This is a genomic window from Neorhizobium sp. PAMB6630, from assembly GCF_058242775.1.
This window is the reverse complement of the sequence record NZ_CM177836.1, coordinates 1610104-1629187: the sequence shown is the minus strand read 5'-3', so window position 1 is coordinate 1629187 and position 19084 is coordinate 1610104. Positions and strand designations below refer to the sequence as shown.

Here is a 19084-nt window from a genome sequence, read left to right as displayed (position 1 = left end):
GTCATCGTCATTCTGGAAACACAGCGCCTTCGACTGCGCAACTGGCTGGAGGGCGACCGCGACCTGTTTCGCGAAATCAATTCCGATCCGAAGGTGATGGAGTTTTTTCCGTTTCGCCGCAGCCACGACGAGGCCGATCTGCTGTTTGATCGCGTCAACGCGATGATTCGCGAGGATGGGCTCGGCTTTTACGCGGTGGAACTGAAGGAAAGCGGGGAGGCCATGGGCTTTTGCGGTCTGGCGCCGGCCAACATGCCCGGCATCTTTCCGCCAGAGACCATCGAGATCGGCTGGCGTCTCGCCACCCGCTTCTGGGGCAATGGTTATATAACGGAAGCGGCAAAGGCCCTTATCGAGTACGGGCTGAAAGCCAAGGGGCTTGATGCGATCATTTCCTTTGCCGTTGCCCAAAACCACCGCTCGACGGCGGTGATGAAGCGCATCGGCATGACCCATTGCCCGGAGCTTGATTTCGATAGCCCCCGCGTGCCCGACAGCCACCCGCATCTCAAACGGCATGTGACCTATGCGGCGGTGAAGGACGGGCAAACGCGCTGAAAGAGCCGCCTGCCCGTCACATCAAGCGGATTATTCCAGCGGAAGCGCCACAAAGCGCAGTTCGCCATTGGCGCCGGCCACCATCATATGGGCGTTGCGGCGCCCCTCGCCCTTCAGTTCCTCGATACGCGAGGTGACGTCGCCGGGCGTTGCAACAAAATCCTGGCCGACCTCGACAATCACCTCGCCGGCCTTCAGCCCCTTTTCGGCGGCCACCGATCCTGCCGCGACATCGGTGATAACGACGCCCTCGACGCTTTCGGCAATGCCAAAACTCTTGTGGCGCGCCTCATCCAGCATGGTGATGGTCATGCCGAGCAATTCCGCGGGGTCTTCCGGCTTTGTCTGATCCGGTGTGTCGCTGTTCTTGCCTTCGGCAAGCGCCGGCTTGTCATCCTCGGCCTCCGCTTCGGCGCCGTCTTCCAGCTGTCCAAGCGTCACCTTGATCGTCTGCTCCTTGCCGTCACGCAGCACCAGCACATCGACTTCCTTGCCGACGGGGCTTTCCGCGACGGCCAGCGGCAGGTCGCGCATTTCCTTCACCGGCTTGCCGTCGAAGGTGAGGATCACGTCGCCGGCCTTCAGCACGCCGTTATCGACCGGTCCATCCTTGACGACCCCGGAGATCAGCGCACCGCGCGCGGTATCGAGCCCCAAGCTTTCGGCGATATCATCGGTCACCGGCTGAATGCGCACGCCGAGCCAGCCGCGCCGGGTTTCGCCAAAGTCGATCAGCTGCTGCACGATATTCTGGGCCAGTTCCGTTGGCACCGCAAAGCCGATGCCGATGGAGCCGCCGCTTGGCGAAATGATGGCCGTGTTAATGCCGATGACCTCGCCTTTCATGTTAAACAGCGGGCCGCCGGAATTGCCTTTGTTGATGGCCGCATCCGTCTGGATAAAATTGTCGTAAGGACCGGCATTGATGTTGCGTCCGCGTGCCGAAATGATGCCGACGGTGACGGACCCGCCGAGACCGAAGGGATTGCCGATTGCCATCACCCAGTCGCCGATTCGCATCGTCTTGGAATCGCCGAATCGCACGAATTTGAGCGGCACCTTTGGCTCCACCTTCAACACGGAAAGATCGGTCTTCGTATCGGTGCCGACCAGCTTCGCCTTCAACTTGTTGCCGTTCGGAAAAATCACCTCGATATCATCGGCGCCTTCGATGACGTGGTTGTTGGTGACCACATAACCTGACGCATCGATGACGAAACCGGAGCCCAGCGAATTGACCTTGCGGTTGCTATCCTTCTTGCCCTGTCCGTCGAAGAAATCGTTGAAAAACTCCTGAAACGGCGAGCCTTCCGGAATGACCGGCTGCGGACCTGCCCCGGTTCCGTCCGACTTGACGCTCTGCGATGTGGAAATGTTGACCACCGCATCGAGAAGGCCTTCAGCCAGATCGGCAACCGATGCCGGGCCGCCGGCAACCTTGGCAGATGGCCCGGCGGTGATCGTCGTCTGTGCCATGGCCGGCACGGCGCCCGATGTTCCAGCAAGCGTCAGCGCCATCACGGTCGCCAGGGAATGTCGCAGCGACAATCGAAGGGAGTTCACCATCAGGCATCCTTGAGCGTTAAAAGGGTGGCACTTCGCCAAAAGCATACGGCGGAAAGAGGGCGGTGGAAATTACCTTTTCGTGAGGCTCGCCTCAAGATGGTACCGAACAGGCGGACCATACAGAGAAAGGGGCGACCGAAGCCGCCCCTTTTAGAGTAATCGCCAACGTGCACTTGTCCCGCGTGGGACGCGCTTTCGTCAGTTTGCAGGCGCAGGTGCTGCGGGTGCCGCCGGAGCGCCAGCCGCAGGTGCTGCCGGAACAGCAGGACCCGCTGTCGGACCTGGTCCGCCCACCTGCGGGCTGCTCTGGTTGAAGTAGCGGAAGAACTGCGTATTCGGGCTCAGAACCATGGTCGTGCTCTTGTCGCCAAGCGCTGCCACATAGGCCCGCATCGAGCGATAGAACTCGAAGAAGCCGGGATCACGCGAGAAGGCATCGGCAAAGATGCGGTTCCGCTCGGCATCGCCCTCACCGCGCAGGATTTCCGAATCGCGCTGGGCTTCCGAGACGAATTCGACAACCTGGCGATCGGCAATGGCACGGCGACGCTGGCCCTGCTCGTTACCACGGGCACGGATCAGTTCGGCTTCCGCCAGACGCTCGGCCTTCATGCGCTGATAGGTCTGCTGGGAAACTTCCCGCGTCAGATCTGTGCGACGGATGCGCACGTCGCTGACGTTAAGACCCAGCGATTCGGCCGCGTTCTGCAGGTCGGTACGCACTTCCTGCATCATGGAGGAACGCTCATCGGAAAGAGCCGAGGAGAAATTGCGCAGACCATAGACGCGACGAAGAGCAGCATCGAGACGGGTGCGAAGCCGCGATTCCGCCGATTCGCGGTCACCGGAAACCGCTTCGCGGAAGCGACGTGCATCGGTGATCTTGTAGACGACGAAGGCATCGACTTCGTAGAAGGCGCCGCCGCGAACCTGAACGCGGATGTTATCGAGATCGAAGCGCAACGCGCGGTCTTCGATATACTGGACGCGGTCGGCATCCATGAAGGCAAACGGCATCTTGAAGTAGATACCCGGCTCTGTCTTCACATCCTGGATCTGACCGAAGCGCACGACGATGGCCTGCTGGCGCTCGTTGACCACGAAGACCGAGGAATAGACGAGAAACAGGATAACGCCGAGGCCGATGATAAAGATCGGGAGACGATTCGAACTCATGGGTTGCCTCCCTGCGCCGGAGTGGCTGCATTGTTCTGGCGCATCAGTTCGGTCAGCGGCAGATACGGCACAACACCCTGCTTTTCCTCCACGATGATCTTGTTGGCGTTCTTCAGAACGTTCTCCATCGTTTCCAGGAAGATGCGCTCGCGCGTTACTTCCGGTGCGTTCACATACTGATTGTAGATCGAGATGAAGCGCTGGGCCTCACCGGTCGCTTCGTTCACGACGCGATCCTTGTAGGCGGATGCCTCTTCGCGAACCTGGGCTGCCTGACCGCGTGCCTGACCAAGCTTCTGGTTGGCATACTGGTTGGCTTCCTCGACGAAGCGGTCTTCGTCCTGTTCGGCGCGCTGCACTTCTTCAAACGCATCGGCCACTTCGCGCGGCGGCGCTGCATCTTCGATCGGAACCGCGTTGATGGCGATGCCGGATCCGTAGGTATCCATGGTGCCCTGAATGATGTCGCGCACCTGCGTGGAAATTTCCTCGCGGTTATCGCGGAAAATATCCTGGGCGGGACGACGACCAACCACTTCGCGCATGGCGCTTTCGGCCACCTGCTGCAGGGTTGCCGCCGGGCTTTCGAGGTTAAACAGATAGGCACGCGGATCGTTGACGGTGAAGAGTACCGAGAACTGCACGTTGACGATGTTCTGGTCTCCCGACAGCATCAGGCCTTCGGTGGAATTGGCAACGCCACGCCCGCCAATATTCTGCTGCTGTTCGGTGACCTTAACGATCTCGACGGTCTCAATCGGCCAGAAATGGAAATGCAGGCCAGGACCGGAGATTTCTTCCTTCGGCTTGCCAAAACGCAGTTCGACACCGCGTTCATCCGGCTGCACCGTATAGATGGACTGGATACCGACAAAGGCGAGAATGATCAGGAAAACGATCAGAAACGCGCCGCCGTTGAAACCGCCGGGAATGAGGCCGCGCAAGCGATCCTGACTGCGGCGAATGATATCTTCCAGATCCGGCGGGCCGCCGTTTCCGCCCCCGCCGCCATTGCCACCGCCGCGCGGACGGTTTGGGCCTTGACCCCATGGCCCTTGGTTATTGCCGCCGCCGCCCCCCCAGGGACCGCCGCCATTCTGATTGCTCCAGGGCATCAAAACCTCTTTGTTCGTGTCACTCCCGCCCCGCTTGAAAACCGCGTCAAAAATGCGGCAATCGGGTTATGACCCGTTATAGGGATGGCGGAGGTCGCTTTCAACGCACGGCAGGCTCACATCCGGGTGTTAGGTAACGAAATGTTTCAGTTTGCCGCAGTTCGGCGATGATAGATGGCAAAACGGGTGGGAAAACTGTCTTTTTCGCCTGCGGGCACGACAGTCTCCTCCACCTTGTCGAAGAGAGCCGGATCGATCTCGGGAAAAAATGTGTCGCCATCGTCTATGACGGTTTCGACATGGGTGATGTAGAGCCGGTCCACTACATCCATGGCCTGCGCATAAATCTCGCCGCCACCGATCACGCCAATTTCTTCGGCCCCGGTGGTCGCCGCAATCTCGCCTGCCCTCTGTATGGCCGAATCAAGTGAGGTCACGATCTCCGCTCCCTCTATGACAAGAGCCGCATTGCGCGTTACCACCACATGCGGACGGCCCGGCAGTGGCTTTCCGCCAAAGCTTTCCAAGGTCTTGCGGCCGAGCACCATCGGTTTGCCGAGTGTCATCGTCTTAAAGCGCTTCAGATCCGTCGACAGCTTCCACGGCATGTCGCCATCACGGCCGATGACATTGTTTTCAGAGACAGCCGCAAAAATAGCGATCGGGATGGTGCGTTCCGTCATGCTGTCACCCTGAACTGAATTTTCGAAATCGATTGGCTATCAGACGCTTTGGAAGCGCCGATTCACAAGATCCGCCGTTGAAACAATAGCTTGCGCGGAAGAGCTGTGGCGACCCCTGCAGGACTCGAACCTGCGACCTACTGCTTAGAAGGCAGTTGCTCTATCCAGTTGAGCTAAGGGGCCTGAAAAGGCAACCGCGGCCAGCAGGCCGAAAGCCCTGGCTCAGTGAGTCCAGGGCTGGATGCGGTTGAAGCGGAAATTATCGGTGTAGGAGACGACCTGGCGCGTGGCTTCCTTCGGCGGAATGACCCGGTAATCGATACCGTTGCGCTCGGCGTAGGACTGAGCCTGCTCCAGCGTTTCGAACGTCAGGCGAACCTGCTGGTTCATATCGGATGAGGATGTGTAGCCGAGGACCGGATCGATGCGGCGGGGTTCTTCCTGGTCGAACTCGAGAACCCAGAGATGGGTATTTGCCTTGCCGGATTGCATCGCGGTCTTGGCAGGACGGAAAATCTTGGCCGTCATCGTCTCAACGCTCCCTTTCGCGCCTCTTTTTTACGTCCGTAAACGCTGAAGGCTTCGGTTGTGTTGCAGCGGCTCGTTACCTTTTGCGGAAACGAAAAACCCGCGGCAGCAGGTTTGAAGCGGCACGTCTACGATGCCGTTGGTCGGAGTGGAGAGATTCGAACTCCCGACCCTCTGGTCCCAAACCAGATGCGCTACCAGGCTGCGCTACACTCCGTTCAACGATGTTTGCGGGATACACGGTTCCCCCGTCAGCCGCAACAGCTAAATCGGAAGGAGATGAGGATAACTTGCAGACGGTTACGGAAGATTGCCAATCTGCTTGCTCAACACCTTGTCGCCCTTGTGGATTTTGCGCTTATCAGCCTCACCGCCGTTCAATTCCAGTACATATTTGACCGGCCCTTGCGACGAAATGATCGCCTCCGACAGCGGCACGGCCTGCTCATGGATATGGGTGATGGTGCCGGCATCGTCGATGAACACCATGTCGAGCGGGATGAGCGTATTGCGCATCCACATCGAAATGGCGCGTGCTTCGCCAAAATCAAACAGCATGCCCTCATTGGCCGCCATCTGTTTGCGATACATCAGCCCCTGCTCCCGCTGATCCGGATCAAGCGCCAGCTCCGCCGAGAATTCATGACGCTCGCCGGAGGACGTGACGATCGTCAGCGGCTGCTTGTCAAACCGCATCTGCGCCGATGCAACAGCCGAAAATGCCAAAAGCGCCATCATGGCGCTCGCAGCAAAGGTGGTCAAAACGGCCCGCATCAATGCGCCCTGGAGGCAACGGCTGGCCCATCCGGGTGGATTTCGGCGGCCATCAGCCCCTTGTCACCAGGCCCGAAGCGCACCAGCACCACCTGTCCGGGGCGCAGTTCCGTCAGGCCGTAACGGCGGAGCGTTTCCATGTGGATGAAGATATCCTCTGTGCCCTCGCCGCGCGTCAGGAAACCAAAGCCCTTGGTGCGGTTAAACCATTTGACCAGAGCCCGTTCCAGACCGCTCGTCGCCGTTACCTGCACATGCGTGCGCACCGGCGGCAGCTGCGACGGATGAACCGCCGTCGACTGATCCATGGAGAGGATCCGAAACGTCTGGTAACCACGGTCCCGGCGCTGGATCAGCGCCACGATGCGCGTTCCCTCCAGGATCGTCTGGTATCCATCCCGCCTCAGGCAGGTCACATGCAAAAGCACATCCTGCATGCCGTTATCGGGCACGATGAAGCCGAAGCCCTTTGCCACGTCGAACCATTTCACGACGCCAGTGATTTCGATAAGCTCTACCGGCTCGCCGGCGAGTTCTTCAAAAATCGCTACGCCCTTCGATGACATTCTGTCCGCCATTCTGTCAGCCCCTGGGTTACGCGTCACGGTCGCACGGTTAACTGATTCTGAGAGGATATGTTAACATTGCGCCGTTCGTCCAGCGCAAGACCCTGTCCGCATGTTTCGATTTTCTTTGTAGTGAAGACTCCTTGTCTGAGGCTGACCAGTGCGGCATATCCCGCATGCCGCCGCAGATCCCGTCGGCCAACCGTTCAGGAGGAATTTTTCATGCGTTATCTGCACACCATGGTCCGCATCAAGGACCTTGATGCCTCACTCGATTTTTACACCCGGATCTTCGGTTTGACCGAGGTGCGCCGCATCGAAAACGACAAGGGCCGCTTCACGCTTATATTCCTCGCAGCCGACGAGGATGTCGAAAGCGGCGAGAAGAACAAGGCGCCGCTGCTGGAACTCACCTATAACTGGGATACCGAGGATTATGCCGGCGGCCGCAATTTCGGGCACCTCGCTTATGAAGTCGACAATATCTATGAGACCTGCCAGCGCGTGATGGACATGGGTGTCGTCATCAACCGCCCGCCGCGCGATGGCAACATGGCCTTCATCCGCTCGCCCGACGGTATTTCCATCGAGCTTCTGCAGAAGGGCCCGGCGCTTGAACCTGCCGAACCCTGGGTCTCGATGCCCAATACCGGCAGCTGGTAACCCTTGCCTTGCAAGGCTGGCGCAACCGTTGCGCCAGCCTTCTGCCTCCGCTTCTATAGAGACCAGCATCCGCCACCGTGCCGGATGCCAAGCCTGACGCAGGGTTCATGCGCCATTCTGAAGTTCATATGGGAACAACAGAAGCTGGAATGCGCGAATGGCGAACCTCACTTTGACATCTGCCGCGGATCCTTTGCGCCGCATCGCCCTTGCCGCGCTCCTTGGCGCAGCCACGCTGTCGCTCAGCGGGTGTGTCGGCCTCACCGCAAAGGCAAAGCCTGTCGCCGCAAGCCAACAGCCGAAGACCGCCACAGAGGCCATGGCGCAGGCCGAACGCAGCAAGGCGCCGGCACCCGGCGATTATGTCGATCCGATGGTGGCAGTGGCCGGATCGCCGGCGACCAAACCGAAAAGCCACGCCTATCGGCCACCCTCGCCGCTTGCCGGTGAGCCGGCGGCGCCGGGCGACCCCATGATGCAGATGGCCCAGCTTGCCCCGGAACAGCAGAACCTTGGCGAGGTCATCAACCAGCCAACGACGGTTCAGGCCGGCAATAACAGCATCTTTGCGCTTGCAACGGCGCGCGTGGACGCGGCAAACGCTGCAAGCGGCGCTGCGGCCTATGCTCCCCCCGGCCGAATCAACCCGATGATGGGAAGCGTGTTCAGCGCACGCACCAGCGCAGAGACCGCTCCCCCAGCCCCCGTCACCGCGCGCCAGCCGGCAGCCCAACCGGTCGCCCAGCCGGCAGCCCGCGCCACCGGCACAAGTGCCAAGGATGGCTTGTGGTAGCGCCCGTTCACACCGCCCCCGAAGCCGCGCCCCTCCTTTAACCATTTGATAAGAAACAGCCTTTCGGCCATCCACAATTCTTACTACGCCATCCGATATTTTTGCGGGATTCAGCAAAATGCCGCTTGCACGCACGAAAACTGCCCCCTATAAGGACGCCACCACGAAGCGCACGCGCCCTTCGTCTATCGGTTAGGACACCAGATTTTCATTCTGGGAAGAGGGGTTCGACTCCCCTAGGGCGTGCCACTTCGGGTAATTTCACTACAGTTATGATGATTTGTGACGGCCTGCTCTTCGCGGTCCGCGAGAGCATTGCGCAGATGTTCCGTTATCCGAGCCGGCGCGGATAAAAAGCGTTGGCCTGCCGTCATTTTTCGCTTGCACGGAAAAAATCTGCGTCTATAAGGGCGCCACCACGAAGCGCACGCGCCCTTCGTCTATCGGTTAGGACACCAGATTTTCATTCTGGGAAGAGGGGTTCGACTCCCCTAGGGCGTGCCACTTCTTTTTGAAATCCCCTTCATAACCCGTTGGTTTGGCTGCGATCTTCAGCCTGGTTGCCGTCGTTTGGCGCCTGTTGAAAAATCGCTCGTTCCGTTGAAAAAACAATACGGAAATTGTGATTTTGACGCTTGCATGACAGCCGTCGCCCCCATATAAGGGCGCCACCACGAAGCGCACGCGCCCTTCGTCTATCGGTTAGGACACCAGATTTTCATTCTGGGAAGAGGGGTTCGACTCCCCTAGGGCGTGCCACTTCTCTTTTCATTTTCAGATAACGTGACGTTTCACACTGCCGGGTTTTTCGCGGCGGTAGATGTCGTGCCGCGTTCCCCAATCACATGGCCTTGGCGGCGTCGAGAATGCGCAGCTGCACGCGGCGGCTGCCCTGCCAGTGATCGGCGCCAAGACATCCTGCCACATGCAGCTGACTTCCCCTCGACGATAACAGCAATTGACCAAGCGGCGTTTCGGCGGCGCGAAAGGCGATGGCATCCAGCCGCGTGCCATCCATGGCCTGCAGCGTCGCCTTCACATGAGCCGTGCCGATCAGTCTCGCATCAATGATTCTATGGGCTGGCATGGCAAACACCGGCTGGCTGTGGCCGGATCCATAAGGCCCCGCCTGCTCCATCTGGTCGATCAGCTGAAGTGTTGCACCGGATGCGGCAAGCGCGCCATCGATCTTCAGCATATGGTTGGCCACGAGGTCGGGAATCACGGCACCGGCCACCTGTTCAAAATAGGCCCGCAGGCTGCCGAGCTTCGAGCGCTCCACCGTGAGCCCAGCCGCCATGGCATGCCCGCCGCCCTTCACCAGCAGTCCCTGGTCGACAGCAGCGCGCACCATCTTTCCCATGTCGAAGCCGGGAATGGAGCGGCCGGAGCCTGTGCCGCGACCAGACGAATCAAGCGCGATGGCAAAGGCCGGGCGCTTGAACTTTTCCTTCAGCCGGGCCGCCAAAAGCCCGACAATGCCGGGGTGCCAGTTTTCCCGCGCCGTCACCAGAACGGCAGCGTTTTCGCCGGTGCCGTATTCGGTAATCACTTCCGCTTCGGCCTCGGCCAGCATGGCCGCTTCCATCACCTGGCGTTCGCGGTTCAACTCATCGAGCTTTGCGGCGATCTCATCGGCCTCGGCCGGTTCATCCATGGTCAGCAGACGGCTGCCGAGCGCGGCATCACCTATACGCCCGCCGGCATTGATGCGCGGGCCAACGAGGAAACCGAGATGATAGGGCGTCACCGGCCCGCCAAGTCCCGCCTTGCGAAACAGGGCAGCAAGTCCCGCATTGCCCATGTGACGGGCCGCCAGCAGGCCCTTCACCACATAGGCGCGGTTCAGCCCCTTCAGCGGCACGACATCGCAGACGGTCGCGAGCGCGACGATATCGAGCCAGGCCAGGAGATCGAGCGTCTTTGCGCGGGGATCGCCTCGCTCGCGCAAAAGCCGGGCCGTGGCCACCAGAACGATGAACACAACGCCTGCGGCGCAGAGATGCCCCTGCCCTGAGAGGTCGTCGTTGCGGTTGGGATTGACCAGCGCCAGGCACGGCGGCAGCTGCGGTCCCATCTGGTGATGGTCGATGACCACGACATCGCATTTATCCTCGACGGCCGCCGACAGCGCCTCATGGCTTGTGGAGCCACAATCGACCGTGACGATGAGATTTGCGCCGCCTGCGATCAGCTGGCGGATGGCATTGGCGTTCGGGCCATAACCTTCAAAAATCCGGTCGGGAATGTAGATCTCGGCCTCGACGCCGAAATGATGGAAGAACCGCGCCATCAGCGCCGAAGACGCTGCCCCATCCACATCGTAATCGCCGAAGATCGCCACTTTTTCGCGCCGCGCCACGGCGTCCGCCAAGCGCGCTGCCGCCTTGTCGCAGTCCTTCAGCGTAAACGGCTCCGGCATCAGGCTGCGGATGGTGGGATCGAGAAAGGCCGGCGCTTCGTCCACGCCAACGCCCCTGCCCGCGAGAACGCGCGAAATCAGGTCCGGAATGCCATGAACCTGCGCCATCGCCAGCGCACGGTTCTGCCCGGCCTGATCCAGCCGCGACACCCAGCGCTGGCCGCTTGCCGAGCGTTCCACACCGAGAAACGCCCGCGATACGGGATCGACAGGTTCTGTCATGACAATTTGGCTGGCGGTCGCAGATACATGGCCCGCTTCTACTGCATAAATGCAAAGATCGGTATCAGTTAGCGCAGAAATTTATCGCCGCCCGCCGGCATGAGCGTCTCAACCCTTGCTCAGAGCACGGCCCAGACCGCCGATGCACCCAGGCAGATAGGCCATGACGCAAGCGCCACGGCAACAGCCCAGTTGTGATCGGCTTCCTCACGCGTCAGATCCTCGCCGTCGAGACCTTCTTCCGGCGGCCGGGGCAAAGGTTTGCTCCGACGCAGAATCGTCGCCGTATCAGGCACGACAGGCTGTTTGAAAGACAGAATAGACATCACAGGCGCCTCCCTTCGCTTATGAAGTATCGACGCAGTGTATCCCTAATAATGCCTGTGCGCCAGTCATGGCCCGGCCATGGGCGATTCGCATGAAAAAGGCGCCTCCCTTACGGGGTGCGCCTTTGAAAAGCTCGCAATTTGAACGATGTCAGAAAGCCTTCGGTCGCTCGATGCGGATCACCTGCGGTTCGCTGGCCAGATAACTTTCCGCCTTGATGCCGGCGACGGCCTTGCGGATCGACACTTCCGTCGTCGCGTGGGTGACGAGAATGATGGTCTTTGCGCCGTCTGCCGAGCCGCCATTGGCGCGCTGCACGATCGATTCCAGCGAAATGCCGTTATCGGCCATCTGTGTCGCGACATTGGCAAACACGCCGGTGCGGTCAGATACGGTGAGGCGAATGAAATAACCGCCTTCATGGCTCTGGATCTGCGCCTTGCGATAAGGTGCAAGCGCTGCCGCCGGCGTGCCGAGAACAGGCACACGCTGCGTGCCCGGCTGGCTTTTTGCAATATCGGCGATATCGCCGAGAACGGCAGAGGCCGTCGCATTGCCGCCGGCGCCGGGGCCTACCATCAGCAATTCGCCCAGAATATCCGATTCGATGGCAACGGCATTCGTTACGCCATCCACCTGCGCAATCACGCTGTCATGCGGCACCATGGTCGGGTGAACCCGCTGTTCGATGCCGCTCTCGGTGCGCTGGGCAACGCCGAGAAGCTTGATGCGATACCCGAGGTCGGCGGCCGCATGGATATCCTCGATCGAGATGTTGGAAATGCCTTCGAGATAGATCTCGTCGGCGGCAATCTCTGTGCCGAAGGCAAGCGTCGTCAGGATCGCGAGCTTATGCGCGGTATCATTGCCCTCGATATCGAAGGTCGGATCTGCCTCCGCATAACCAAGACGCTGGGCTTCCTTCAGGCAGGCCTCGAAAGTCAGCCCCTCCTTTTCCATCCGTGTGAGGATGTAATTGCAGGTGCCATTCATGATGCCGTAGACGCGGCTGACGGTATTGCCGGTCAACGATTCGCGCAGTGCCTTGATGACGGGGATACCGCCGGCCACCGCCGCTTCGTAGTTGAGGAGCACGCCCTTTTCTTCGGCGGCCTTGGCAAGTTCAACGCCGGAGCGCGCGAGAAGCGCCTTGTTGGCCGTGACCACATGCAGGCCGCGCGCAAGAGCTGCGCGAACCGAACGATCGGCCGCCCCTTCGGCACCGCCGATCAACTCGACGAAGACATCGATATCGGCCTTTTCCGCCATCTCTTCCGGCGTATCGAACCACTGGACAGCCGAGAGATCGAGGCCGCGGTCACGGGTCTTGTCACGCGCGCTGACGGCTGCAATCGTAATCGGACGCCCGCAGGTGACCGCCAGTTCGTTTGCCCGCATGACAAGGATTTTTGCGAGCGATGCCCCAACGGTGCCCAGACCCGCAATACCGATTTTGAGGGCGTCTGCCATGATCATGTTCCTGAAAAGTCGTTAAACGGGCGGCGCGAACGGCCGCCCTTTATAAAGTGGGTCTCAACGGTGGGCGTTGAGCGAAATGACGTTGTGCATGGTCTCGTCGGCCGTCGACATGAATTTCTTGATGTTGCGGGCGGCCTGGCGGATGCGGTGTTCGTTCTCCACCAGCGCGAGACGCACATATTCGTCGCCCTGTTCGCCAAAGCCGACGCCCGGTGCCACGGCCACATCGGCCTTTTCGACCAGCAGCTTGGAAAATTCGAGCGAACCGAGATGGCGGAACTTTTCCGGAATTTTCGCCCAAGCAAACATGGTGGCCGCCGGCGGCGGAACCTCGAAGCCGGCCTTACCAAAGCTTTCGACCATCACATCGCGGCGGCGCTTGTAGATGGAGCGTACCTCGGCAATGTCGGAACCGTCGCCATTCAGCGCATGGCTTGCCGCCACCTGGATCGGCGTGAAAGCGCCGTAATCGAGATAGGATTTGACCCGCGTCAACGCCGCGATCAGCCGCTCATTGCCAACGGCAAAGCCCATGCGCCAGCCGGGCATGGAAAACGTCTTGGACATCGAGGTGAATTCCACCGTCACGTCGATGGCGCCGGGCACTTCCAGCACGGACGGCGGCGGCTCGCCATCGAAATAGATTTCGGAATAGGCGAGATCCGAGAGCACGATGATCTCGTGCTTCTTGGCGAATGCGATCACGTCCTTGTAGAAATCAAGGCTTGCAACCTTCGCCGTCGGGTTGGACGGATAGTTGATGACGAGCGCGAGCGGCTTCGGGATCGAGTGGCGCACGGCCCGCTCTAGTGGCGCGAAGAAATTGTCGTCAGGTTCGACCGGGATCGAGCGGATCACGCCGCCTGCCATCAGGAAACCGAAGGCATGGATCGGATAGGTCGGATCCGGGCAGAGGATCACGTCACCGGGCGCGGTGATCGCCTGCGCCATGTTGGCAAAACCTTCCTTGGAACCGAGGGTGGCGACGACCTGCGTTTCCGGGTTCAGCTTCACGCCGAAGCGGCGGGCATAATAGGAAGCCTGCGCGCGGCGAAGGCCGGGAATGCCCTTGGAAGAAGAGTAACGGTGCGTGCGCGGGTCCTGCACCACTTCGCACAGCTTGTCGACGATGGCCTTCGGTGTCGGAAGGTCGGGATTGCCCATGCCGAGATCGATAATGTCCGCGCCGCCCGCTCGCGCGCTGGCCTTCAAACGGTTGACCTGTTCGAAAACGTAAGGCGGCAGTCTGCGGACTTTATGAAACTCTTCCATCGCGATCCTCGTGAGGGCATCCAGAGCAGTGAATAGGGGCAAGTATAAGAGGCAAAAGGGGTGCCTCCGATGGTGGTTGCTTTGCGTCCAAAAGGGCCGGAACGCAAGTGCTATTTGCTGATCTGGCTCTGCGTGTCGGCCGCATGATCGGCAGCAAGCTTGCGCAGTTCGGCAATGCGCGCCTGATAATCCGCCTCGGACACCGAACCATTGGCGCGGGCGGCGGCAAGCTTGGTCATCTGCTCCTGCGCCGTGGTGGCATCCGAATCATCGATCTGCTTGTTGGCGGCCGTCAGCGGACCGGCAAAGGTCGGATAGGTTCCGGTATCCTTCTTGGAGAGCGCTTCCGGGCGCGGCGCCTCCCTTGGCCCAACCACCGTTGCCTGCGGCGGGGTGTTGGGAACGCCGTCATCCAGCTTGAAGGAATTGCACCCGACAAGCGCAAGCGGCATCACCGACACACCAAGAAACAAAGGCATCCAACGAAGCCCTCGCGCTAGTTCCACCATTGACGCAACCCTAATCTGCACCAGCATACGGCCTGGACAGGCCGCTATCGCTGGCACTTGTATTCGTTTTCAGGCAGAATGTAAAAACCAAAACAACGATTATAACAGGGTGGAAAAGGGGAGAGAGACACCATGGATACGCGCGAGAAGGCGAGCCGCCCGGAGGGTGGTTCCAAGGGTTTCGATCCGAAATCGTTCGAAGCCTATGTGGTGAAGGATCCCCAGAAGCTTGCGGTCAATCTGGCCAAGGCCGCCGAAAACCTTGGCAAGGCGGCAACCGAATGGCTGGCCCCGCGCGAACGTGGCGAACGGGTGGACACGCTCGACCCGATGACGGACATGATCAAGACCCTGTCCAAGGTCATCGAATACTGGATGTCGGAGCCGCAGCGAACGCTGGAAGCACAGTCCCTCCTCCTCTCCTCCTACATGGGCATCTGGATGAATACGCTGAGCCGGCTGTCCGGCGAGGCCGGACCGGAAGAACCCGACACCCTGCGCAAGGACAAACGTTTTGCCGATCCGGACTGGCGCCAGAACCCGTTTTTCGCCTTCCTGCGTCAGGTCTATCTGGTCACGGCCGAATGGGCGGAAAAGCTGGTGGAGAAGGCGGAAGGGCTTGATGATCATACCCGCCACAAGGCAGCCTTTTACGTGCGCCAGCTGACGGCTGCCCTTTCGCCCGCCAATTTTGCCCTGACCAACCCGGAAGTCTATCGCGAGACCGTGTCCACCGATGGGGCCAATTTCGTGCAGGGCATGAAAATGCTGGCGGAAGACATTGCCGCCGGCCGCGGCGAGTTGCGCCTTCGCCAGACCGACACTCATAAATTCGCGCTCGGCAAGAACCTGGCGCTGACACCGGGCAAGGTGGTGGCGCGCAATGCGATCTGCGAGGTTATCCAGTATTCCCCGACGACGGAGACCGTATTCAAGCGGCCGCTGCTGATCGTGCCGCCATGGATCAACAAGTTCTACATTCTCGATCTCGGTCCGCAGAAGAGTTTTATCAAATGGTGCGTCGACCAGGGGCATACGGTCTTCGTCATTTCCTGGGTCAACCCGGATGAACACCATGCCAGTTTCTCCTGGGAGGATTACAGCGCAGACGGCATCGATTTTGCGCTGTCTGCCGTGGAAAAGGCGGCGGGCGAAAAAGAGATAAATGTCATCGGTTACTGCGTCGGCGGTACGCTTTTGTCGGCAACGCTTGCCGTCCACGCAGCGCGCGGCGACCGGCGCGTGCAGGCGGCGACCTTCTTCACCACGCAGGTAGATTTCACCCATGCGGGCGATTTGAAGGTGTTTGTCGACGAGGAACAGTTGGAAGCGCTGGAGGGCCAGATGAAAGCCGCCGGTTATCTCGCCGGTTCCAAGATGGCGAGCGCCTTCAACATGCTGCGCGCCTCCGAACTGATCTGGCCCTATGTGGTCGGCAATTACCTGAAGGGCCAGGAGCCGACGGCCTTCGACCTTCTTTACTGGAACTCCGATTCGACACGCATGACGGCCGCCAACCACGCTTTCTACCTGCGCAATTGTTACCTCGAAAACCGGTTGAGCAAGGGCGAGATGACACTGTTCGGCAAGACCGTCAGCCTCCAGGACGTCAGCATTCCCATCTATAATCTGGCCGCCCGCGAGGACCATATCGCGCCGGCAAAATCCGTCTTTGCCGGATGCACTTTCTTCGGCGGGCCAGTGGATTTCGTGTTGAGCGGTTCCGGCCATATCGCCGGTGTGGTCAACCCGCCGGACAGGAACAAGTACCAGTACTGGACGAACGGCAAGCCCATCGGCGCGCTGGAGGATTGGGTGGCGACCGCCAAGGAAACGCCCGGTTCCTGGTGGCCGCACTGGCAGGCATGGATGGAGGCACGCGATGCCCGCCGGGTTCCGGCACGGGTGCCGCCGGCCGACAAAACCCTCGGCGATGCCCCCGGCACCTATGTGCTGGTGCGCAGTTGACCGCCAGCCGATGATATTCGATCCCCCGCTCGTGCCTGCCCGGCTTGTCAGCCGCTACAAACGTTTCCTCTTCGACGCCGTGCTGGAGGACGGCACGGCGCTTACCGGCTCCTGCCCGAACACCGGCTCCATGCGTGGCCTGACGACGCCCGGTTCGCGCATCTGGCTGTCGCAACACGACAGCAAGACGCGCAAATACCGCCATATGCTGGAACTGGTGGAGGCCGACGGCACGCTGGTCGGCATCAATACCGGCTTGCCGAACCGATTGGCGGAAGAAGCAATCCGGGCGGGCCTCGTGCCCGGTCTTGCCGGATATGCCAGTCTGAAGCGCGAGCAGCGCTACGGCCAGAATTCACGCATCGATATGCTGCTGCTCGATCCCGCCCGGCCGCCGGCTTATGTGGAGGTGAAGAATGTGCATTTCACCCGCAGCCCAGGCCTTGCCGAGTTTCCCGATACGGTCACCCTTCGCGGCGCAAAACATCTCAACGAACTGGGCGACATGGTGGAGGCCGGATATCGCGCCGTCATGCTCTATGTCGTCCAGCGCAATGATTGCGACCGGCTGCGCATCTGCGAGGATCTCGATCCCGCCTATGCGCTGGCCTTTCGGCGGGCACGCGCCCGCGGTGTGGAGGCTTATGCACTGACCTGCCGCATAGAACCGCAAGGAATTTGGCCGGATCGCGTGATCGCGATGGACGAAGGGGGACAGGCTGTTTAAAAAACGCTGTATTCGAGACGAAAGTGGTTCAATGGTAACTTATATCGAGGCGGCATCGGCGCCGAAAAAGAACACGGGCGCAATCCGGCTTTATGAGCCGGCGACCGATTTTGCCGGCATGCGCAAGGCCTGCCAGCTGACGGCCCGGTGCCTCGATGAGCTGGCGGCCCTCGTCAAGCCCGGCGTGACCACGGCAGCGCTCGATCGTTTCGTGTTCGAATTCGGCATGGATAATGGCGCACTTCCGGCCACCCTCAATTATCGCGGCTATAAATATTCCGTCTGCACCTCGCTCAACCATGTGGTCTGCCACGGCATGCCCGACGACAAGCCGCTGCGCGACGGCGATATCGTCAATATCGACGTCACCTATGTGCTGGATGGCTGGCACGGCGATTCCAGCCGCATGTATCCCGTCGGCCAGGTGAAACGTGCGGCCGAACGGCTGATGGAAGTGACCTATGAATGCCTGATGCGCGGCATCTCAGTGGTGAGGCCCGGCGTGCGCACCGGCGCCATCGGTGAAGCGATCCAGGTCTATGCGGAAGCCGAACGCTGCTCGGTGGTGCGCGATTTCTGCGGCCACGGCGTCGGCCGCCTGTTCCACGACAGCCCGAACATTCTGCATTACGGCCGTGCTGATGAAGGCCCGGAACTGCGCGAGGGCATGATCTTCACCATCGAGCCGATGATCAATCTCGGCAAGCCGCATGTAAAGGTTCTCTCCGATGGCTGGACGGCGGTGACACGCGACCGGTCGCTGTCGGCGCAATACGAACATGCCGTGGGTGTCACGGCCACCGGCTGCGAGATTTTTACCCTGTCTCCCGGTGGTCTCGACAGGCCCGGCCTTCCTCCCCTCAACGGTTGATCGATGAAACACCCGCCCTTGCCGACAGACACTGATATGCCGCAGGTCCCGGCGGGCGGGCCGGAACACGGCGGTGATGCCGCGCCAGACGATCTTTTTACTGACGAGCGCGGCTTCTTTGCCGAACAGGCACAGAAATCCGGCGGCATGAAAAAGGCCGAGCCGGTCAAGGCGGATGACGACAAGCAGGCGCATTACCACGGCCACCGCGAGCGCCTGCGCAGCCGTTACCGCGAACATGGCGACACCGCGCTCGCCGATTACGAAATCCTCGAACTGCTGCTCTTCCGCCTCATCCCGCGCCGCGACACCAAACCGATCGCCAAGGCGCTGATCGACCGTTTTGGCAATCTGGCCGGCGTGTTCGGGGCGCAGACCTCGCTCCTGCAGGAGGTCAAGGGCGTCGGCGAAGCCGTGGCGCTTGACCTGAAGCTGATTGCCTCCGTTGGCCAGCGCATCCTGAAAAGCGAGTTGCGCGGCAAGCAGGTGCTCGCCTCCTGGTCCGCCGTCATCGATTATTGCCATGCCGCCATGGCCTATGAGGCGCGCGAGCAGTTCCGCATTCTTTTCCTCGACAAGCGCAACGCGCTGATTGCCGACGAGGTTCAGGGGCGCGGCACCGTCGATCACACGCCGGTCTATCCGCGCGAGGTGGTGCGGCGGGCGCTGGAACTTTCAGCCACCGCGCTGATCCTCGTCCATAACCATCCCTCCGGTGACCCGACCCCGTCGCGCGCCGATATCGACATGACGAAAACCATCATCGATACGGCAAAGCCGCTCGGCATCACCGTTCACGATCACATCATCATCGGCAAGGATGGCCATGCCAGCCTGAAGGGCCTGCGGCTGATCTGATCAGCCG

Annotated in this window: 19 protein-coding genes and 5 tRNA genes; 10 read left to right on the top strand and 14 right to left on the bottom strand. The window is 60.5% G+C overall.

Going from position 1 to position 19084, the window contains the following annotated elements:
* Nucleotides 1-3: 3 nt before the first annotated feature.
* Nucleotides 4-558, top strand: coding sequence for a GNAT family N-acetyltransferase (locus AC4CWF_RS07700; protein ID WP_491285276.1), 555 nt, complete (start codon nt 4-6; stop codon nt 556-558).
* 30 nt (nt 559-588) lie between these two features.
* On the opposite strand, the gene AC4CWF_RS07695 is transcribed toward AC4CWF_RS07700, so the two are convergent.
* The 9 genes from AC4CWF_RS07695 to AC4CWF_RS07655 all read right to left on the bottom strand — a co-directional run bounded on the left by AC4CWF_RS07695 (nt 589) and on the right by AC4CWF_RS07655 (nt 6978).
* A complete protein-coding gene (locus AC4CWF_RS07695) occupies nt 589-2076 on the bottom strand; it encodes a DegQ family serine endoprotease (protein ID WP_491285274.1) in 1488 nt (495 codons plus the stop codon).
* Between the two features lie 246 nt (nt 2077-2322).
* Entirely contained in the window at nt 2323-3300 is a 978-nt protein-coding gene (gene hflC, locus AC4CWF_RS07690; RefSeq protein ID WP_491284604.1) for a protease modulator HflC, read from the bottom strand.
* Nucleotides 3297-4415, bottom strand: coding sequence for an FtsH protease activity modulator HflK (gene hflK, locus AC4CWF_RS07685; RefSeq protein ID WP_491284602.1), 1119 nt, complete (start codon nt 4413-4415; stop codon nt 3297-3299). The genes hflC and hflK overlap by 4 nt, the downstream gene beginning before the upstream one ends.
* A 146-nt stretch (nt 4416-4561) precedes the next feature.
* Complete coding sequence (locus tag AC4CWF_RS07680; RefSeq protein WP_491284600.1) at nt 4562-5098, bottom strand: dihydrofolate reductase; 537 nt, start codon at nt 5096-5098, stop codon at nt 4562-4564.
* A gap of 106 nt (nt 5099-5204) precedes the next feature.
* Nucleotides 5205-5281, bottom strand: a tRNA-Arg gene (locus tag AC4CWF_RS07675).
* Between the two features lie 39 nt (nt 5282-5320).
* Nucleotides 5321-5626, bottom strand: coding sequence for an ETC complex I subunit (locus AC4CWF_RS07670; RefSeq protein WP_491284598.1), 306 nt, complete (start codon nt 5624-5626; stop codon nt 5321-5323).
* Between the two features lie 140 nt (nt 5627-5766).
* Nucleotides 5767-5843, bottom strand: a tRNA-Pro gene (locus tag AC4CWF_RS07665).
* 83 nt (nt 5844-5926) lie between these two features.
* Nucleotides 5927-6400, bottom strand: coding sequence for a DUF192 domain-containing protein (locus AC4CWF_RS07660; protein WP_491284596.1), 474 nt, complete (start codon nt 6398-6400; stop codon nt 5927-5929).
* The gene (locus AC4CWF_RS07655; protein WP_491284594.1) at nt 6400-6978 is read right to left on the bottom strand and encodes a cold-shock protein; all 579 of its coding nucleotides are present in this window, start codon (nt 6976-6978) and stop codon (nt 6400-6402) included. The genes AC4CWF_RS07660 and AC4CWF_RS07655 overlap by 1 nt, the downstream gene beginning before the upstream one ends.
* A gap of 210 nt (nt 6979-7188) precedes the next feature.
* Between AC4CWF_RS07655 and gloA the strand changes: the two genes are divergently transcribed.
* The 5 genes from gloA to AC4CWF_RS07630 all read left to right on the top strand — a co-directional run bounded on the left by gloA (nt 7189) and on the right by AC4CWF_RS07630 (nt 9181).
* Entirely contained in the window at nt 7189-7629 is a 441-nt protein-coding gene (gloA, locus tag AC4CWF_RS07650) for a lactoylglutathione lyase (protein ID WP_491284593.1), read from the top strand.
* A gap of 157 nt (nt 7630-7786) precedes the next feature.
* Nucleotides 7787-8422 (top strand): hypothetical protein, encoded by a 636-nt coding sequence (locus AC4CWF_RS07645; protein WP_491284591.1) that lies wholly within the window; start codon nt 7787-7789, stop codon nt 8420-8422.
* Between the two features lie 174 nt (nt 8423-8596).
* Nucleotides 8597-8671: transfer RNA gene (locus AC4CWF_RS07640), tRNA-Glu, on the top strand.
* A gap of 180 nt (nt 8672-8851) precedes the next feature.
* Nucleotides 8852-8926, top strand: a tRNA-Glu gene (locus tag AC4CWF_RS07635).
* Between the two features lie 180 nt (nt 8927-9106).
* A tRNA-Glu gene (locus AC4CWF_RS07630) sits at nt 9107-9181 on the top strand.
* A gap of 82 nt (nt 9182-9263) precedes the next feature.
* Here the strand turns inward: AC4CWF_RS07630 and recJ are convergent.
* From recJ to AC4CWF_RS07605, 5 genes are all read right to left on the bottom strand, one after another.
* Nucleotides 9264-11066: a single-stranded-DNA-specific exonuclease RecJ gene (gene recJ, locus AC4CWF_RS07625; RefSeq protein ID WP_491284590.1), complete on the bottom strand. Its 1803-nt coding sequence runs from the start codon at nt 11064-11066 to the stop codon at nt 9264-9266.
* Nucleotides 11067-11185: 119 nt separating this feature from the next.
* Nucleotides 11186-11392 carry a hypothetical protein gene (locus AC4CWF_RS07620; protein WP_491284589.1) on the bottom strand — a complete coding sequence of 69 codons (207 nt, stop codon included), beginning with the start codon at nt 11390-11392 and terminating at the stop codon, nt 11186-11188.
* 151 nt (nt 11393-11543) lie between these two features.
* On the bottom strand, nt 11544-12863 hold the full coding sequence (locus AC4CWF_RS07615) for a homoserine dehydrogenase (protein WP_491284588.1): 1320 nt from the start codon (nt 12861-12863) through the stop codon (nt 11544-11546).
* Between the two features lie 63 nt (nt 12864-12926).
* The gene (locus AC4CWF_RS07610) at nt 12927-14144 is read right to left on the bottom strand and encodes an LL-diaminopimelate aminotransferase (RefSeq protein ID WP_491284586.1); all 1218 of its coding nucleotides are present in this window, start codon (nt 14142-14144) and stop codon (nt 12927-12929) included.
* Between the two features lie 110 nt (nt 14145-14254).
* Nucleotides 14255-14623, bottom strand: a complete 369-nt coding sequence (locus tag AC4CWF_RS07605) for a hypothetical protein (protein WP_491284585.1) — start codon at nt 14621-14623, stop codon at nt 14255-14257.
* Nucleotides 14624-14785: 162 nt separating this feature from the next.
* On the opposite strand from AC4CWF_RS07605, the gene AC4CWF_RS07600 reads away from it, so the two are divergent.
* Genes AC4CWF_RS07600 through radC form a run of 4 tightly spaced genes read left to right on the top strand, consistent with a single transcriptional unit; the run spans nt 14786 to nt 19077 of the window.
* Complete coding sequence (locus AC4CWF_RS07600) at nt 14786-16621, top strand: PHA/PHB synthase family protein (protein ID WP_491284584.1); 1836 nt, start codon at nt 14786-14788, stop codon at nt 16619-16621.
* Between the two features lie 10 nt (nt 16622-16631).
* The gene (gene sfsA, locus AC4CWF_RS07595; RefSeq protein ID WP_491284581.1) at nt 16632-17348 is read left to right on the top strand and encodes a DNA/RNA nuclease SfsA; all 717 of its coding nucleotides are present in this window, start codon (nt 16632-16634) and stop codon (nt 17346-17348) included.
* A gap of 31 nt (nt 17349-17379) precedes the next feature.
* On the top strand, nt 17380-18219 hold the full coding sequence (gene map / locus AC4CWF_RS07590; protein ID WP_491284580.1) for a type I methionyl aminopeptidase: 840 nt from the start codon (nt 17380-17382) through the stop codon (nt 18217-18219).
* Between the two features lie 36 nt (nt 18220-18255).
* Complete coding sequence (radC, locus tag AC4CWF_RS07585) at nt 18256-19077, top strand: RadC family protein (protein WP_491284578.1); 822 nt, start codon at nt 18256-18258, stop codon at nt 19075-19077.
* The last annotated feature ends 7 nt before the right edge of the window (nt 19078-19084 follow it).

Bases quoted from the DNA above. Each gene is read 5' to 3' on its own strand.
- AC4CWF_RS07680 (WP_491284600.1), bottom strand. From the start codon at position 5,098: ATGACGGAACGCACCATCCCGATCGCTATTTTTGCGGCTGTCTCTGAA.
- gloA (WP_491284593.1), top strand. From the start codon at position 7,189: ATGCGTTATCTGCACACCATGGTCCGCATCAAGGACCTTGATGCCTCA.
- AC4CWF_RS07620 (WP_491284589.1), bottom strand. From the start codon at position 11,392: ATGTCTATTCTGTCTTTCAAACAGCCTGTCGTGCCTGATACGGCGACG.
- AC4CWF_RS07615 (WP_491284588.1), bottom strand. From the start codon at position 12,863: ATGGCAGACGCCCTCAAAATCGGTATTGCGGGTCTGGGCACCGTTGGG.
- radC (WP_491284578.1), top strand. From the start codon at position 18,256: ATGCCGCAGGTCCCGGCGGGCGGGCCGGAACACGGCGGTGATGCCGCG.
- hflC (WP_491284604.1), bottom strand. From the start codon at position 3,300: ATGAGTTCGAATCGTCTCCCGATCTTTATCATCGGCCTCGGCGTTATC.
- hflK (WP_491284602.1), bottom strand. From the start codon at position 4,415: ATGCCCTGGAGCAATCAGAATGGCGGCGGTCCCTGGGGGGGCGGCGGC.
- recJ (WP_491284590.1), bottom strand. From the start codon at position 11,066: ATGACAGAACCTGTCGATCCCGTATCGCGGGCGTTTCTCGGTGTGGAA.
- AC4CWF_RS07670 (WP_491284598.1), bottom strand. From the start codon at position 5,626: ATGACGGCCAAGATTTTCCGTCCTGCCAAGACCGCGATGCAATCCGGC.
- AC4CWF_RS07660 (WP_491284596.1), bottom strand. From the start codon at position 6,400: ATGCGGGCCGTTTTGACCACCTTTGCTGCGAGCGCCATGATGGCGCTT.
- AC4CWF_RS07605 (WP_491284585.1), bottom strand. From the start codon at position 14,623: ATGCCTTTGTTTCTTGGTGTGTCGGTGATGCCGCTTGCGCTTGTCGGG.
- AC4CWF_RS07655 (WP_491284594.1), bottom strand. From the start codon at position 6,978: ATGGCGGACAGAATGTCATCGAAGGGCGTAGCGATTTTTGAAGAACTC.
- AC4CWF_RS07695 (WP_491285274.1), bottom strand. From the start codon at position 2,076: ATGGCGCTGACGCTTGCTGGAACATCGGGCGCCGTGCCGGCCATGGCA.
- AC4CWF_RS07610 (WP_491284586.1), bottom strand. From the start codon at position 14,144: ATGGAAGAGTTTCATAAAGTCCGCAGACTGCCGCCTTACGTTTTCGAA.
- map (WP_491284580.1), top strand. From the start codon at position 17,380: ATGGTAACTTATATCGAGGCGGCATCGGCGCCGAAAAAGAACACGGGC.
- sfsA (WP_491284581.1), top strand. From the start codon at position 16,632: ATGATATTCGATCCCCCGCTCGTGCCTGCCCGGCTTGTCAGCCGCTAC.
- AC4CWF_RS07645 (WP_491284591.1), top strand. From the start codon at position 7,787: ATGGCGAACCTCACTTTGACATCTGCCGCGGATCCTTTGCGCCGCATC.
- AC4CWF_RS07600 (WP_491284584.1), top strand. From the start codon at position 14,786: ATGGATACGCGCGAGAAGGCGAGCCGCCCGGAGGGTGGTTCCAAGGGT.